Raw genomic sequence first — 15,478 nt, forward strand, 5'->3', positions numbered from 1 at the left:
GACCCTGTTCTGCGGACCTAATCTAATTGAAATTACACACTTTTTTCGTTATAAGCTATAGGGCTTAGATCGTATATTTTTCACGTGCATTTTGAATCTTGTTAATATATCTTTGCGTTTCCAGCGGAAGCTTATCTAGTACAGACATTAACTGTTCATCACTACTTACACCAAGCCGCTGCACCCGTCCGGGACCTGCATTATATGCAGCCAGCGCCATATTTTCTTGTCCGTTAAAACGTTTAATCTGATAAGACAAATAACGAACTCCAGCATCAATATTTTGTCCAGGATCATACGGGTCACTGACTCCCAGACCTTGAGCCGTAGCATCCATAAGTTGCATAAGCCCTTTGGCCCCGGCCGAAGAAGTGACCGACGGATTGAATGAAGATTCCGTATCAATAACTGCTTTAATCAACGCTACTGGAACGCCGTATTTCTGACTAGCCTCGTTAATCATATCATCATATGCCGTAGGTGTTGTAGGCCCGTCTGTTGCTGTGCTGGAAGGAGCGGGATACAATGACGAAGCCGTTCCCCTCGAAGGTCCCAATTGAAGCCAAAGCAAACCATTTTCGTCTCTGGTAACATCACTTGAATTTTCTCGAGTCACAGCACCATCTGTTTCCAACTGACCTACTTGTTCCAGTAATCCGGAAAAAGCGTCCGTTGTCCCCGTCTGGGTTGTAGCACTCATATTATTTAACAGCTGCATGTCTAACATGGACTTGGACACGCGCGGATCAATTTGCATGTGGTGTTCCCAACTTTCTATAGTTGTTATATCCCAAATAGCTTGTCGTTACTGCTATGATACAACTTTTTACTATGTACTTCCATACCTTTTAATGAAAAAAAGCTCCGTTTCTGTCGAAAAGACAGCGGAGCTTTATAGATCAGCTTAAATGTAATTATATCACTAAGATGATTTTTCTCGGATATACAAAAGAAAACTGTACTTTTTCCTCCAGCAAGGTCAGCGAACGAACGGGATAAAAGCAAAATAACTCAATGTCGCCAGCGCCCCAAGACCAATCGACCAAATGCCGGTCGTTTTGCTGCCATTCACATAAGCAAAAAAGCCTAAAACTGCAGCAATAGGCCCCAGTACTATGGACCACATAAACAATGAGGCAATTCCCGCAGCCAGACCAACATAGCCAGAAATACGACCACTATTGTTTATAACTTGCTCTTCACCCTTGACCTCATGTCGAGTCACAACTGAGCCGGGAGCAACCTCTGCTGCATATTCCTCACGATCATTACGGCGCTTGGCAGATCGTTCATGAATGTGACGGGGGTAATCTACACGTTTGCGGCTAACATGCTCTTCATTCTGATGCTTGTCGTTTTCATGATCTTCCATAATAAACTGCACCTCCAAATGCAAAATGAATCGCGTAATAAAATTTACACGGACTTCGGTTTAAAAGTGTGGCAACAGGTTGCGGCTGACGTGTCGGCCTTATCACGTTCTTCTGAACTGAAGCTTTCCCCCGCATATTCTTCTTTAAATTTCTTTCCGGCATGACCATCAACTTCAATCATGATCAAATCTGCCTTGCACAAGTTGTTTTCTCCCCAATAATGACAATTGGCTACGCTACACTTAACGATTGGCTTGGCCTCTTGGCTCATGATCATCACCTCGGATTCATTGTCCCCCCGCTATCCCGCACCTATGCGTTTATGGTATATGGCAGTTGGTGACATACGAAAAAAGCCGCTTCCTTCACCTCCTCCAAAATGGCAGGAAGCAAGTAGAAAACGGCTTGCTTGTCTTGTTTTAGTTTTTGATTAGAAATGATCTTCCCCGTTGAATGCTTTATGCATGAGTACGGCGAGTCTGCATCCGGCGCTGAGTCAAATAGTCACTTTCATAATAAGTCAGATCATCACGCAATTCTTCAAAATTTTTCGTAATGTCCATGATCACTTCGCGAGCGGCTGGCACTGGCGTTTTACGGAAGCGGATAGCATCTTGTCCCGTATACGCATAGCGTCCATCCTCTGCGTAAGATTCATTTTTGGGATAAAAAAAGCTGTTCACGCAGTCATGGTAAACGTTATACAATGCCTTTTCCGCAAAATCGACGTCAAAATTGGCACGGCGTAAAGCCACACCCAACTTTTCATAAGATACTTCGGAAAAAACAAGGACATGACGGAGATCCGACAAAAAGCCTTTGTAAAAGAGCACGGACTCCTCATTGCCATCTGCAGCCAGTTGCGGCAGAGCATGCTCATTGAGGAATGTTTCCACCCGTTTCACGGCAGTTTTCAGTCTCTCCTGCGCCGACTCACATAATTTTTGTACGTTGACTGCTGACATCAAGGCAGCTCCCCCTTATTTGTTGCTTGTTCATCAATTTGGTTACCCGAAAATAGTCCCCTCTAACCGAAAGAGCTGTAATTTTCAGTATTTATCCTACCACAAATAAGCATTGAAAGGTATAAAAACATGCCAACCTCCTCACGCTAAACCATAAATTTATGAATTCTCAAGGAGGACGGTCCCATGTCTCGGCGAAAATGGTTAAAACCCCTGCTAGGAGCAGCTGCCGGGGTGCTTCTCATCACACTGATGCTGCCTTCCCGTGATCACCGCCATACACCGCAGCCCGAATATACGGCCAAGATGGTGCCACAGCAAGAGAAGCAACTCAAAAAAGGAATGTTGGCTTTGGACCTGTCCGCTACGGATACCCTCACACGCATGGATGCAAGGCAGGATATTCAGTACGTGATGCGGGAACTTGATGGTAAAACTGCTGATCAGAAAAGGGAATTTACCCGCACGCTACAGCAATCGCACAGTCATCTTCATACGTTACAGTGGATTCACACAAGCGACGGGAATACGAACACCTACACGGGCAGCAAAGCACAAACTCGTCTGCTCAGTCATCCTCAAATTAAAAGCAGCTTGGCTGCGGCTCGCCGTTCCGTCATGCAAAATAAATCCTACGAATCTGCTGCATTTCAGGCTGAAGGCGGTAAATATTTTGTCATGGCAGAACCATCGGCTGACGGAACATGCGGCGTTGCTGCTCTGGTCAGTCAGCAAGTATTGCGTGACGTGGAGAAGCATCAGCGGAAAAATTTGCGTTTGATTCCCTATCCAAAAGAAGGCAGCTACAAAATCGAATCCGTACATCCCGACACATTGCACGATATTACTGTCAAGACGGGCCACGACAACGAAAATGCAAGCCATTATTTTGAAAATGAAATTGTCGTTCGCTTCCATCATAATCCTGATTCACGACAACTGCAGGAAATTGCAGCAGATTTACACTGTGCGCCAGGCCGCAAGCTTGGTTATACCTATGTATTTCATTCGGATAAGATGAACTTTAAAGAGCTAAAGCAATATTTTTCAAGAAAGTGGAACCCGCTTTATACGGAACCTCACTATATGTATCTAACCAATGAGAGCACACCTATCAAAGCGGACAGCTCTATTCCCAATGATTTGCTCTTTTCCCGCTATCAATGGAATCTGCCGGCAACTGAAACCAACCGAGGTTGGAAATTAAGCAAAGGCAGCAAGGACGTAATTGTCGCTGTCGTAGATACGGGAGTAGATTTGGATCACCCCGACCTAAAAGGTCAAATCCTTTTAGGTCATAACGTGGTAAACCCGTCTGAAAAGCCTTATGATGACGTCGGTCATGGAACGCACGTCGCCGGCATCATTTCTGCCCTCGTGAATAATGGTGAGGGGGTCGCTGGCATGACATGGTACAACAAAGTCATGCCGATCAAGGTACTTGACCAATCCGGCTCCGGTACGACTTACTCGGTTGCAGAAGGTATTATCTGGGCAGCTGATCACGGTGCCAAGGTTATCAATTTAAGTCTGGGCAATTACGCACAAGCTGAATTTTTGCATGATGCGATCAAATACGCCTATGATAAAGATGTCGTATTAATTGCAGCCACAGGCAATGACAATACGGAACGGCCTGGGTATCCAGCAGCGTATCCTGAAGTGTTTGCCGTTTCCGCTACAGATTCTTCTATGCACCGTGCATCCTTTTCTAACTATGGAGATTATGTAGACGTCATGGCTCCAGGTGCAAGTATTGCCAGTACGTACCCAGGGAATCAATATGCTGCACTGTCGGGCACTTCAATGGCCAGTCCCCATGTATCAGCACTTGCTGCACTGATTCGATCCGTTAACCCCGATCTGACCAACAAAGAGGTTATGGATTTAATGAGAAGCAGCGTAATTGACTTGGGCACACCAGGGCATGACAAATATTTCGGGTATGGTCAAATTGATGTGTATAAAGCGTTGAAAGCAGCACAACGTCCATATGTTCCTTTGCAATTCTATCCACAGCATTTAAGTGACAAGTTAAAATCTATTTTGAAGAAACTGGAAACGTAAGATTCCTTATTGGAAAAAAGCAGCCATGTTGCTCCATGGCTGCTTTTTTGGGCTTTATTAACGCTTGGAACTGCTGCGAACAGGACGCTTGCTATGACTGCGAGTATGACAGCAAGGTTCTCCAGGATCCTTTATACTCACCGGAAATACGTGATGTGGTACAGGTACAATGTGCGTCTGATTAACAATTTCAATTGGATGAACCACAGGCACGACTTGTGGGAAAAATTGATGATTTACAAATTGGATCGGCGGGCACACGATCGGGTCGTAAGGGCAATGACTCATAATGTGCAACTCCTTTCGGTGAATTAGTACAGCATATTAAGAAGGCATGTGCTGTGCTTGGATGTTTACCCCCTAATACAAATATCCCTTATAAAATAGGCTTCCGTTCAACAATGACCGAATGATCAAGCAGTTCGCCCAACAAACGGCACAGTTTGTGAAGACCTGTTATAAGTGTTTCCTTGTCCACATACGAAAAAGAAATACGGATATGATTACTGTCCATACCACCTGCATAGCACACTGCACCAGGTAAAAAGGAAACGCCTTCTCGGTCAGCCAGCCGCTCCAATTCTGGAATATCAACATTAGGAGGAAGCTTAATCCACACATTTAAGCCGCCTTCGGGAGCATACCAGCTAACCTCTGGCGGAGCATAGCGCTGGAGCGTATACAATGCGACTGTCAACCGATCCCGCATTTGTTCCCGCAACCAGACAAGATGTCGATCAAGACGGTTCCTGATAAAGGGCAATAGCGCTTTTTGCGTTAATAGAGGGCTCCCCAAATCCGTAGTAGACTTGGCAGCCACCAAACGATCCATTACACTGCCAGTGGCCGCTACACAAGCTATACGGCAGCCGGGAGCAACGGTTTTGCTAAAGCTTTTGATATATATCACATGTCCGGATTGATCATGTGCCTTGATAGAGAGTGGCGGCTTTGTTTTATAGTAGAGGTCAGAAAATGGATCATCCTCAACAATGAGGCAATGATAACTTTGAGCTAGATCCAATAATTGTGTGCGTCTGGCCGTCGTTAAAGTTACTCCGGTAGGATTATGAAAGGTGGGTATCGTGTAGATCAGTTTTGGGGGATGAGTATCACAAAGACGCGTGAGGATATCGATCCGCATGCCCTGCTCATCCATCGGAATCATAATTACTTTGGCACCACGACTGGTAAATACATCAATGGCCCCCGTATATGTAGGAGCCTCCATGTAGACAACATCTCCAGAACCAACAAAAGTACGTGCCACCAGGTCAATGCCCTGTTGGGCACCACTGGTCACGAGCAGCTGTTCTGCAACAGTGCATAGGCCACGTTCGTTCAGGTGATCTACAAACACTTCCCTCAGCGCTAAATCACCTTCAAAAGTACCGTATGCTGCCATTGCATCAGGATTTCCAGAGGATAGACGTTGAGTATCAGCGATGATTTCGCGTGTAGGAAGAAGCTCCGGTTGAATTGCTGCTATATGAAAAGAATAGGGAACCTGTCTGCTATGGTTAAAGTTTCTCCATAACTGTGCGCGTGGCAAATAATCGATCAGCGACATTTGCCATGACAAATCCTGCGCTCCCTCACGTTGAACAGCTACCGAAGGCTCTGCTACATAGCAACCTTTTCCCTGTGTACAGGTAACCAGATTAATAGACTCCAGCTCAGCATATGCCTTGCTTACAGTTACGGGACTTACCGCAAGCAAACTGGACAAATGACGGACAGAGGGAAGCTTTGTGCCCTGAGGCAACAGTCCAGACTGGATGCGATCTGCTAATGTTTTGGCAATCTGTAAATATAATTTAACACTGCTATTGCGGCTGAGATCAATATGCATCGGAACCGTCCCCTCCAAAAATCAACTGTTACATTTAGACGTTTACTGTTATACTTCATTATCGATATAATACAACAAATTTCATAGTACAGTATAGAACACAGGAGATGATTGGATTGGAACACAAATTTTCGGGTATGGCTCGTACTCAGGGCTCGTCCATGGTAAGGGACATTTTAAAGCTGACACAGGGAACAGATGTGTTATCTCTGGCAGGCGGCCTTCCTGCCGATGCCTTTTTCCCCATCGAAGCTGTTGCTAAAGCCTATGAGCAGGTATTTCGCCTCGGCGGTACTACCGCTCTTCAATACGGCCTAACCGAGGGCTACATTCCTCTACGGGAACGTCTTGCAGCAATCATGTCATCCCAAGGCATCTCCGTCACCAGAGATAACATCATCATGACGACGGGCTCACAGCAGACCATTGATCTGGTTTCGCGTGTATTGCTCGATCCGCAGGATACTGTATTGGTGGAGTCCCCTACTTATTTGGCAGCTCTTCAGGTATTTAATTCCTATGGTGCCAACATTGTAAGTGTAGATACAGACTCTAACGGTATGCGATTAGAAGATCTTGAAGCCAAGATCAAAAAACATCAGCCTAAATTCGTGTATGTCATCCCAACCTTCTCCAACCCGGCAGGAAGTGTTTGGAGTATGGAACGAAGAACAGGCGTTGTTGAAATATGCCGTAAATACGGCACTTTGATTTTTGAAGATGATCCTTACGGACGTCTTAAATTTGACGAAAACCTTAACTTTCCATCCCTTTTCTCAATCGATCAACAGCTAGGTGGAGATGGTCATGTGATGTACACTTCTACATTCTCCAAAACCGTCGCTCCTGGTGTTCGATCTGGTTGGCTGGTAGCTAATCAAGCGATTGTCGTTAAAGTCGCCAATGCCAAACAATCTGCCGATCTGCACTCCAGCAGTATTGATCAACGTGCTTTGAATGAGTTATTGGACTTTTTTGACTTGGACGGACATATTCGTACTGTGTCTGCTGAGTACCATACTCGTATGCTACGTCTCACGTCGCTGATGAAAGAACGCCAATGGGAAGGAATCACCTGGAATGATGCACTTGGCGGTATGTTTATGTGGGTTACTTTACCCGAGGGATTCCGTTCTGATCGGTTGCTGCAACTCGCAATTCAGGAAGGAGTGGCATTTGTGCCTGGACAAGTCTTCTATGCTGACCTAAGTGGCAGCAACCATATGCGAATCAACTTCACGCATACGGATCCTTCCTTGCTTCCAAAAGCAGTTGACCGATTGGATCGGGCACTGAAGATGTACACAGAGGAAAGTGTTGTAAACAGCGTGCGATGATGGAGTTGGCAGGACACGTACGTGAGGCCGCTTCACGAATCATTTGATTTTACGATCGCTGTTCCCTCTGATTCGTTTGGAATTTGAATAGCATGTTGGAATCTGGGACAAAGATGTACGCCTCGCCTCCGTAGATTCAAATGCGTTTGCTACGCTGACTACGTGCCTCATTCTCGAACGGTTTTACGGTAGAGAAGTAAAAATTAGGATGAAAGCCCACAGTAATTATGCTGGGGGCTTCATTCTAAGAATGCACTATATCTGCGTAAGTACGGTATGTTAAAAAGGGTGTGCCATCATTCCCACAGGAATATGACACACCCTTTTTAATTCAATAAATACATTTGGATTAAAGGCTTTCATGCAAACAGGTCATTTACAAAAGTTAAATTCATACTTTTTAAGGTGTTGCAGTGGGGAAAGTTTTCCGTAAGCCGGGTTCTGTGCTATTCGTGGTACAGACGGGAACTACCCTCCCACTACAAGCGACAATCATCTATCTAGGCCGAACATTGCTATCCAGCTCCAGCGACCAACCTAGACACGCCTCGGGCTAAGGCTGCTTCGCGAAGAAGCTGTGTCCCATTAGGTCTTGCTCCAGATGGGGTTTACCAGGAACGAAGTCACCAGCGTTCCTCGGGGTCTCTTACACCTCGGTTCCATCCTTGCCTGTGCCGCAAGCGGCCATCGGCGGTCCATTTCTGTGGCACTATCCTTCAACTCGCGCTGACTGGACGTTATCCAGCATCCTGCCCTATGGAGCCCGGACTTTCCTCTCGCGGCTTACGCCACCAGCGATTGTCTGTCAAACTTTCCGAACAACATTACATAGTATACAGGGAACGCGCGCATGATACAACCCTGAAAATATTGTAAAACGTATAGATCTCTGTTTACTTGCCCAAATAAAACGGATGTACCTTTCTCTGCAATGAATCATCCGCCACATAATAAGCAGACCTTCCCACGTATAGCGGGATAGAAAGCTTACTAAAATCAGGAACGTCCTCATCTAGGAACAGTTCATCATCTCGGTAGGTCTGCTGTATTTCACCGACGATCCAATCATGATCTCCATAGGTATGAATATCCACGACTTTACACTCATAAGCAAGATAAGCCTCCAGCAATATAGGCACATTGACTGAAATTCCATCCTCATATGCAATGCCAAACTGCTGAAACTTATCTACATCTTTACCACTAAAGGTACCTACAGCCTGAATCCATTCCGATCTGTGCGCAGGCAGAAACTGAATACCAAAGCCTCCGCTTTTCTCGATCAGTCCGTGAGAATATGTTTCCTTCCTCAGTGAAATGCCATACATGCCCGGTGATGATCCGATATAGGTATGCCAGCCTGAGGCCATTACATTATTTTCCCCCTCATAGCGGGAAGTAACAACAGCGACCATGCCTGGATAGGCATGAATTGCAGAATCAGCTATCAGCGTCCGCATAGAACCTCTCCCTACGAAAAAAATAATAGAGCATCTTCATTTTCTCATAGATGTTGAGATTTTACAAAAATTGAAAAGGTTCGGTTTCTACCTGAGATACATGTACTTCCGTTGAATAACGACCTTCTACCAAGCGTTTGCGCATCCATTCTGCGGTTTTAGGCTTCATAATCTTTTCAGCATTATGTCCAGGGTCAATAATAGCAATCCCCGCCATCAGGGCATCGTGAGCCGTGTGATAGTCAATATCCCCTGTGACCAATACATCAGCGCCTTTGAAAAGCGACTTATTCACATAGCGGCTGCCTGAGCCCCCAAGCACGGCTGCCTTTTTGATCATACGGTCCAAGTCGCCCACCACACGTACATGCTCCACGTTGAGGCCATTTTTCACAACATCGACAAACTCCCGTAGCGTGCGAGTTTCCTTAAGCTTGCCCACCCGTCCCAAACCAAAGGAACGGCCCTGCAAATCCATGTGATACAGGTCATAAGCCACCTCTTCATAAGGATGAGCCTTCAGCATCGCTTGAATGACTTTGTTGCGTACAGCCTGCGGTACAATGGTTTCAATACGAACCTCTTCGCTACGTTCCATTTTGCCCGGCTCACCCAAAAACGGCTGTGTGCCTTCACCCGGCACAAAAGTTCCATAGCCGTCAATGTTAAAGCTGCAATGGCTGTAGTTGCCGATATGTCCAGCTCCCGCCCCCAGTATGGCATCCAGTACCCGTTGATGATGTGTTTTGGGTACGAAAACAACAAGCTTGAATAATTGCTCGGTGTGAACATCCTCAAGCGTACCTTCACTTTGAATACCCAGTGCTTCTGCCATCCAGTCATTCATGCCGTCCTCAGCTGTATCCAGATTCGTATGACTGATGTAGACAGCAATATCATTCTTGATCAGTTTTTCATACAATCTACCCGCAGGCTGATCTGTGTTCAAAGCTTTAAGTGGGCGGAATATAATCGCATGATGCGCAATAATGAGGTCAGCTTTTATGCGGAGTGCCTCTTCGACAACCTCATCATTAACATCTAGGGCTACTAATATGCTTTTGATTTCCTTTTGCAGACTACCCAGCTGAAGCCCGATTCTATCGTCCGGAACTGCCAAGTATTTCGGAGCCAGCTGCTCCATATAGCTAATTACTGTCTGTCCTTTGGCAAACATGCAAGTACCTCCTCTAGCTGTTCAATTTGCTTGCGCAATTGCTCCCGCTTATGCTGTGCGGATTCCTGATCTGATCGTGCCACTTGTGCCAGCACATCCTCAAGCTTGCGAATCTCCAATTTCCATTTATAAAAAAAGATTTCATTCGGTGCTTTGACCAATAGTGGTCCGAGTTGCATCAACAAATCCGGTGTCAGTACCAGCGAACTATCGGGAATTTTCCATGGTTGATACAGCGCATCCTGTTTCAGTGGGCTTACCGAATCAGGTACTGCCGTCAGAATCTCATATATTTTCCCGTCTTCTTCCATAATATGTTCACTTGTTAGTACCCATTGATGTTCGATGAGCCAACGGCGTAAGATATCCTCTCCTACGTTAGGCTGTAGAACAAGTTGTTTCACTGAAACAAGCTTGTCTTTCCCTTGCTCTAAAATGGTAGCGATCAAGGCACCACCCATCCCGGCTATCGTAATAACATCAACTTCATCGACCTTAATTACAGCCAAGCCATCTCCCTTTCTAACCGCAATGCGATCCGTGAGACCTGCTTCGGCCACCTGCTTTTGAGCCGCACGCAACGGTCCATCATTGACTTCACCCGCCACAGCTTGCGGTACTCTGCCACTACGCACTGCGGCCACGGGGAGTAGTCCATGATCCGAGCCAATATCCGCAAGTCTGCTCCCGGCAGGAATTTGTTCCATAATATATTGTAATCGTTGAGAAAGTTTCATAACGTCACCCACGTAATCCATTTTTTTCGAGTCCAAAATAAAATTCCAACAACAAATGCCAACTTCAGTAGGCTGTAAAACACCACATCTCCCGCCGCTTGATGGCGCAGGATAATCGTGTCTGCTTCAGCCATGAATGCTAGTGTCATGCCTATAGCGAAATAAACCAAAGCGAGACGCGGAAAGCGGCGATGTACCCACCAGCTTAACCAGATCAACAATACTGCGTGCAAAATCCAAAATGCCTCAAGCATCACTAAAGTTGCTGTAGGCCAGAAGCGGCCTATAAGGATCGCGTACACTAAAAGTAGCCCAGCAATGCCACAGTAATGAAGTAAGCTGTTGCGCAAAGTTAATCCCACAAGACACCATACCACACCGCATAGGCCTACGAGCAAAAGAAACCAAACCTTAGCTTCACCTTGATGGAGCTGAATGATCCATACACCCGAACCCAACATAATCGCACTGCCTAAAGTGCTCAACATCGCGCTCATACTCTTTTCAGAAGACCGCCAAAATGCGGCCACTCCATAGCAAATCGTAGTAACTGCACTCGCCGAGAATATTTGCATTGCCAACGGAAAAGCGGTAAAATAAAAACCGATCAAACAAATGCAGGAAATAATGACAAAACCAAGAAGCCAGGCGATCCCATGCCCGTGTCTAAGATATGTAAGCAGCCCGGTGTTGTTACGGTTCTGGCTCTGCGACGGATCTTCGTCCTCCCGATACAGGTTAGACAAAAAATCGCAATATTGCTCAGGGAGCAGCCGACTTCGCCGCCAATGCTCAATTTCATGTAACAGTATTGCCCGCTTTTTCTCCTGGTCCAAGCTTCTTCCCCTCCACCAAGACTGCCATGAGATAAAAAAAGACCTCCTGCGCGCTTCAAGCCGCAGAAGGTCCGCAATGTAACGCTTCTATTCGAGGAAATCCTTCAGTCGCTTACTGCGGCTTGGATGGCGCAACTTACGTAGCGCTTTGGCCTCAATCTGACGAATACGTTCACGTGTAACACCAAACACTTTACCCACTTCTTCAAGGGTTCTGGTTCTTCCGTCGTCCAAACCAAAGCGGAGACGCAAAACATTCTCTTCCCGTTCGGTTAACGTATCCAGTACATCCTCGAGCTGTTCCTTTAGAAGTTCATAGGCAGCCGCATCTGCAGGCGCCAACGCTTCTTGATCCTCAATGAAATCCCCCAGATGTGAGTCATCCTCTTCACCAATTGGTGTTTCCAATGAAACCGGTTCTTGGGCAATTTTCATAATTTCCCGTACTTTTTCCACGCTCAGCTCCATTTCGGCAGCCACTTCCTCGGGCGTAGGTTCGCGCCCCAGCTCTTGCAACAGTTGACGCGATACGCGAATCAGCTTGTTGATCGTTTCCACCATATGCACCGGAATACGGATCGTTCTCGCCTGATCGGCTATCGCGCGCGTAATGGCCTGACGAATCCACCAGGTTGCATAGGTACTGAATTTAAAGCCTTTTTCGTAATCAAATTTTTCTACTGCCTTAATCAAACCCATATTACCTTCCTGAATCAGATCCAGGAAAAGCATTCCGCGACCAACATAACGTTTGGCAATACTTACAACCAGACGCAAGTTCGCTTCTGCCAACCGGCGCTTAGCTTCTTCATCGCCGTTATTGATCCGTTTGGCAAGCTCCACCTCATCATCAGCAGAAAGCAACGGTACACGACCGATTTCTTTCAAGTACATCCGGACTGGGTCATTAATTTTAATACCGGGAGGCAGGCTCAGATCGTCATCGAAATTAAAATCATCCCCATCATTGTTTTCCGGGTCGTCATTTTGACGCAATCTGGTAACTTCTTCGTCGTTGTCATTCACAACCTCAATCCCCAAGTCACCCAGCTGCTCATAAAACTCATCCATTTGCTCGGGGTCCTGATCAAACGGCGATAGTTTTTCCATGATATCTTTGTAGTTCAGAGAAGAACTTTTTTTACCCAACTCAATCAGTTGATCTTTAACCTGATCCAGTGTTAGTTCCGTCTCCAGTTCAGTATGCTGATCATTCGCCATCTTTCGACTCCCTCCTCCCTAGAAACATCCGACCTCTGTGTGTTCATTGTCTCTCTAGGGCTATAATCTCACTTGCAATTTGTGCTGCGCGCAGAAAGTCACCTAAGCGCTCAGCGGCTCTCATTTCTTCCCTCTTCAAATCCAGTTGCTCCTGCAATGGAAATTTTCGCACTTGATGAATATAATCATCCAAAATGTGCGGTGCCCATACGCCTGGAGCATCCATCATCATGATCGAACTTACGTTCTTCTCCAGTCGGTCGTCTTGCAAAGATGAAATAAAACGGCTTGTATCCGGTAACTTCCCTTGCGCGTAATAGGCATATAGATAAGCAGCAATTGCTGCATGATCCTCAATATTAAAGGCGTCGCCCAGATGCTTTTCTACATACTCTGCAGCTTCTAAATCCTGCATCATCCAGTGAAGCAGTCTGCGTTCAGCCACATGGTAAGCCGGCAACAGATTAGGTGTGGAGACCTGCCCTTTTTTATGCCTACCATTATTCCACCCATTTTCGTTATTATCCCCAAAGTTCTGTTTTTTTTGCAGGGATTGACGCAGTAAATTGCATTCTTGCTTCAAGGTTTCAAAATCCACCTTGACTTCGGCTGACACTTCGCGCAGATACACTTCCCGCTCGGTCGGGGATGACAGAGGTGCAATGACATTTAATGCTTCGCGGGAATACGCGATTCTTCCTTCTTCCTCTTGCAGTATATGGTTTTTTTTCAGATATATAAGCTTAAATTTCACCGTTGAAACAGCACTTTCGATAATTTGGCGCTGGAATCGTTCGCCGCCGTATTGCCGGATAAAATCATCCGGGTCCATACCGTCACTGACCAGCGCTACTTTCACGTGAAGCCCCGCATTTTCCAACAGCGGAAAATTTTTGAGCGCAGCAGCTTGTCCTGCCCGGTCACCATCATAACAAATAATGACCTCGTCGCACAGTCCTTTTAACATCGTAGCATGGTGCTCTGTTAGAGCAGTGCCCATGGCGGCCACCCCATTTTGTACGCCAGCTTCCCATGCCGAGATGACATCACCGTAGCCTTCAAAAAGAACACTTTGGCGAAGCTTGCGAATTGAGGTTTTAGCATGATGGAGATTGTACAGCGTTCGGCTCTTGTTGAATAGCTTGGTCTCCGGTGAATTCAAATACTTCGGCTGTCCCTCACCAAGTATACGGCCTGCAAAGGCAATAACTTTTCCGTTGCGATTCCAAATGGGAAACATGATACGATCTCTGAATCGATCCACATATCCATCACCCTCATGCCGGGGAGAAATAAGCCCTCCCTTTTCCATCTCCACGGGATCAAAAGAACGCTTATCCAGAAACTGAACGATCGTATCCCATCGGTTGGGTGCATAGCCAATTTGAAATTGATCAATGATCTTGTCACTGAATCCTCGTGAGCGCAAGTATTCCATAGCTGGTTTGCCGTGCTCCGTATTTTTAAGCAAAAAATGGTACATCTTAGAAGTTAACTCATACGCTTGCAACAGCCTGTCCAACTCAGGATGCTGATGCGATGAATCACGTCCCTGCCATTCGCCGAGCGGGATATGACTTTCTTCTGCCATTGTCCTGACAGCTTCGGGAAAGGATAGTCCTTCGATTTCCATCATAAACTTGATGGCATTGCCTCCCGCGCCGCAGCCGTAGCAGTAAAAAATCTGACGATCCGGTGTCACGGTGAATGAAGGGGTTTTTTCGGAATGAAAAGGACAGAGGCCTTTCATATATTTCCCCTGCTTGGTCAAATGCACGTACTTGCTTACCGTATCTACAATATCATGATGTTGTAAAACTGACTCAATGATATCGTCCGGTATGTTACCTTGTCCGGCACTCATATTAACCACCTTCATCTCTTTAGCACGTAAATATAATTCGATACCGTTACTCATTCTCCTGCAAGCGAAGTAAAAGTTTTGTCAGTTTATGTTGAAAAACTTCACGATCCTCTAATGAAAACGGTTTAGGGCCTTTTCCATAACGTCCTTTTTTCCGTTCTTTGGCAGAAGTATGACGTCGGTCAAGCATGAAATCTATCGAATCGTTTCGATACATAGCTCCGCGAAAAGACATCACTTCACAACCTTTTGCCAAGGCAAGTGCAGCAAGACCATAATCATTGGTGGTTACAATATCTCCACGGCGGATATGATTGGCAATATAGAGATCGGCACTTTGGTCGCTTCGGTCTACTTTAACGACGCTTACACCTTTGCTGCCCTGAATGAGATGATCATATGAAGATACCATAATAACCTCAATATGAAAACGGGAAGCTATCTCCGCAATTTCACTTTTAACAGGACAAGCGTCCCCGTCAACAACGATCCTCACACCCAGTAAAGTTCCGGTTCCCCCCATAAGCATCCCCCATCCGCATTCGAGTAAAATACGGAACGGCTGCAAGATTACTCTTACACCGTTCCG

15 protein-coding genes and 1 other RNA gene are annotated in these 15,478 nt (G+C 46.0%); 2 read left to right on the plus strand and 14 right to left on the minus strand.

Annotation, left to right across the window (positions count from 1 at the left end; all coding sequences use genetic code 11):
• Positions 1-64: 64 nt before the first annotated feature.
• The 4 genes from MLD56_RS16780 to MLD56_RS16795 all read right to left on the minus strand — a co-directional run bounded on the left by MLD56_RS16780 (position 65) and on the right by MLD56_RS16795 (position 2,338).
• Positions 65-757, minus strand: a complete 693-nt coding sequence (locus tag MLD56_RS16780) for a lytic transglycosylase domain-containing protein (protein WP_029517775.1) — start codon at positions 755-757, stop codon at positions 65-67.
• Positions 758-979: 222 nt separating this feature from the next.
• The gene (locus tag MLD56_RS16785) at positions 980-1,372 is read right to left on the minus strand and encodes a hypothetical protein (protein WP_029517776.1); all 393 of its coding nucleotides are present in this window, start codon (positions 1,370-1,372) and stop codon (positions 980-982) included.
• Positions 1,373-1,416: 44 nt separating this feature from the next.
• Complete coding sequence (locus MLD56_RS16790; RefSeq protein WP_029517777.1) at positions 1,417-1,644, minus strand: DUF1540 domain-containing protein; 228 nt, start codon at positions 1,642-1,644, stop codon at positions 1,417-1,419.
• 187 nt (positions 1,645-1,831) lie between these two features.
• Positions 1,832-2,338 (minus strand): YpuI family protein, encoded by a 507-nt coding sequence (locus MLD56_RS16795; RefSeq protein ID WP_029517778.1) that lies wholly within the window; start codon positions 2,336-2,338, stop codon positions 1,832-1,834.
• A 186-nt stretch (positions 2,339-2,524) separates the two neighbouring features.
• Between MLD56_RS16795 and MLD56_RS16800 the strand changes: the two genes are divergently transcribed.
• A complete protein-coding gene (locus MLD56_RS16800) occupies positions 2,525-4,405 on the plus strand; it encodes a S8 family peptidase (RefSeq protein WP_029517779.1) in 1,881 nt (626 codons plus the stop codon).
• 57 nt (positions 4,406-4,462) lie between these two features.
• Here MLD56_RS16800 and MLD56_RS16805 read toward each other — a convergent pair whose 3' ends face one another.
• Positions 4,463-4,693, minus strand: coding sequence for a hypothetical protein (locus MLD56_RS16805; protein WP_080658632.1), 231 nt, complete (start codon positions 4,691-4,693; stop codon positions 4,463-4,465).
• 88 nt (positions 4,694-4,781) lie between these two features.
• On the minus strand, positions 4,782-6,257 hold the full coding sequence (locus MLD56_RS16810) for a MocR-like pyridoxine biosynthesis transcription factor PdxR (RefSeq protein ID WP_029517780.1): 1,476 nt from the start codon (positions 6,255-6,257) through the stop codon (positions 4,782-4,784).
• 116 nt (positions 6,258-6,373) lie between these two features.
• Here MLD56_RS16810 and MLD56_RS16815 point away from each other — a divergent pair, with 116 nt between their 5' ends.
• Entirely contained in the window at positions 6,374-7,594 is a 1,221-nt protein-coding gene (locus MLD56_RS16815; RefSeq protein ID WP_029517781.1) for an aminotransferase-like domain-containing protein, read from the plus strand.
• Between the two features lie 415 nt (positions 7,595-8,009).
• Here the strand turns inward: MLD56_RS16815 and rnpB are convergent.
• The 8 genes from rnpB to MLD56_RS16855 form a co-directional block, all read right to left on the minus strand.
• Positions 8,010-8,408, minus strand: an RNA gene (gene rnpB, locus MLD56_RS16820) — RNase P RNA component class A.
• 79 nt (positions 8,409-8,487) lie between these two features.
• Entirely contained in the window at positions 8,488-9,054 is a 567-nt protein-coding gene (locus tag MLD56_RS16825) for a flavin reductase family protein (RefSeq protein WP_029517782.1), read from the minus strand.
• A 61-nt stretch (positions 9,055-9,115) separates the two neighbouring features.
• The gene (locus MLD56_RS16830; protein ID WP_029517783.1) at positions 9,116-10,231 is read right to left on the minus strand and encodes a Nif3-like dinuclear metal center hexameric protein; all 1,116 of its coding nucleotides are present in this window, start codon (positions 10,229-10,231) and stop codon (positions 9,116-9,118) included.
• Positions 10,207-10,968 carry a tRNA (adenine(22)-N(1))-methyltransferase gene (locus tag MLD56_RS16835; protein WP_029517784.1) on the minus strand — a complete coding sequence of 254 codons (762 nt, stop codon included), beginning with the start codon at positions 10,966-10,968 and terminating at the stop codon, positions 10,207-10,209. The genes MLD56_RS16830 and MLD56_RS16835 overlap by 25 nt, the downstream gene beginning before the upstream one ends.
• Complete coding sequence (locus tag MLD56_RS16840; RefSeq protein WP_029517785.1) at positions 10,965-11,804, minus strand: hypothetical protein; 840 nt, start codon at positions 11,802-11,804, stop codon at positions 10,965-10,967. Before MLD56_RS16840 ends, MLD56_RS16835 begins: the two co-directional genes overlap by 4 nt.
• An 87-nt stretch (positions 11,805-11,891) precedes the next feature.
• Positions 11,892-13,025 carry an RNA polymerase sigma factor RpoD gene (gene rpoD / locus MLD56_RS16845; protein WP_007431230.1) on the minus strand — a complete coding sequence of 378 codons (1,134 nt, stop codon included), beginning with the start codon at positions 13,023-13,025 and terminating at the stop codon, positions 11,892-11,894.
• A 43-nt stretch (positions 13,026-13,068) separates the two neighbouring features.
• Positions 13,069-14,943 carry a DNA primase gene (gene dnaG / locus MLD56_RS16850; RefSeq protein WP_029517786.1) on the minus strand — a complete coding sequence of 625 codons (1,875 nt, stop codon included), beginning with the start codon at positions 14,941-14,943 and terminating at the stop codon, positions 13,069-13,071.
• On the minus strand, positions 14,936-15,412 hold the full coding sequence (locus MLD56_RS16855; RefSeq protein WP_029517787.1) for a YaiI/YqxD family protein: 477 nt from the start codon (positions 15,410-15,412) through the stop codon (positions 14,936-14,938). Before MLD56_RS16855 ends, dnaG begins: the two co-directional genes overlap by 8 nt.
• Between the last annotated feature and the right edge of the window lie 66 nt (positions 15,413-15,478).

The sequence above is a fragment of the Paenibacillus peoriae genome (assembly GCF_022531965.1).
Lineage (GTDB): Bacteria > Bacillota > Bacilli > Paenibacillales > Paenibacillaceae > Paenibacillus > Paenibacillus polymyxa_D.

What these genes read in the sequence shown, in the direction of transcription:
- MLD56_RS16800 (WP_029517779.1), top strand. Translation starts at nt 2,525, where the DNA reads ATGTCTCGGCGAAAATGGTTAAAACCCCTGCTAGGAGCAGCTGCCGGG.
- MLD56_RS16795 (WP_029517778.1), bottom strand. Translation starts at nt 2,338, where the DNA reads ATGTCAGCAGTCAACGTACAAAAATTATGTGAGTCGGCGCAGGAGAGA.
- MLD56_RS16830 (WP_029517783.1), bottom strand. Translation starts at nt 10,231, where the DNA reads ATGTTTGCCAAAGGACAGACAGTAATTAGCTATATGGAGCAGCTGGCT.
- MLD56_RS16790 (WP_029517777.1), bottom strand. Translation starts at nt 1,644, where the DNA reads ATGAGCCAAGAGGCCAAGCCAATCGTTAAGTGTAGCGTAGCCAATTGT.
- dnaG (WP_029517786.1), bottom strand. Translation starts at nt 14,943, where the DNA reads ATGAGTAACGGTATCGAATTATATTTACGTGCTAAAGAGATGAAGGTG.
- MLD56_RS16785 (WP_029517776.1), bottom strand. Translation starts at nt 1,372, where the DNA reads ATGGAAGATCATGAAAACGACAAGCATCAGAATGAAGAGCATGTTAGC.
- MLD56_RS16835 (WP_029517784.1), bottom strand. Translation starts at nt 10,968, where the DNA reads ATGAAACTTTCTCAACGATTACAATATATTATGGAACAAATTCCTGCC.
- MLD56_RS16780 (WP_029517775.1), bottom strand. Translation starts at nt 757, where the DNA reads ATGCAAATTGATCCGCGCGTGTCCAAGTCCATGTTAGACATGCAGCTG.
- MLD56_RS16810 (WP_029517780.1), bottom strand. Translation starts at nt 6,257, where the DNA reads ATGCATATTGATCTCAGCCGCAATAGCAGTGTTAAATTATATTTACAG.
- MLD56_RS16855 (WP_029517787.1), bottom strand. Translation starts at nt 15,412, where the DNA reads ATGGGGGGAACCGGAACTTTACTGGGTGTGAGGATCGTTGTTGACGGG.
- rpoD (WP_007431230.1), bottom strand. Translation starts at nt 13,025, where the DNA reads ATGGCGAATGATCAGCATACTGAACTGGAGACGGAACTAACACTGGAT.
- MLD56_RS16805 (WP_080658632.1), bottom strand. Translation starts at nt 4,693, where the DNA reads ATGAGTCATTGCCCTTACGACCCGATCGTGTGCCCGCCGATCCAATTT.
- MLD56_RS16825 (WP_029517782.1), bottom strand. Translation starts at nt 9,054, where the DNA reads ATGCGGACGCTGATAGCTGATTCTGCAATTCATGCCTATCCAGGCATG.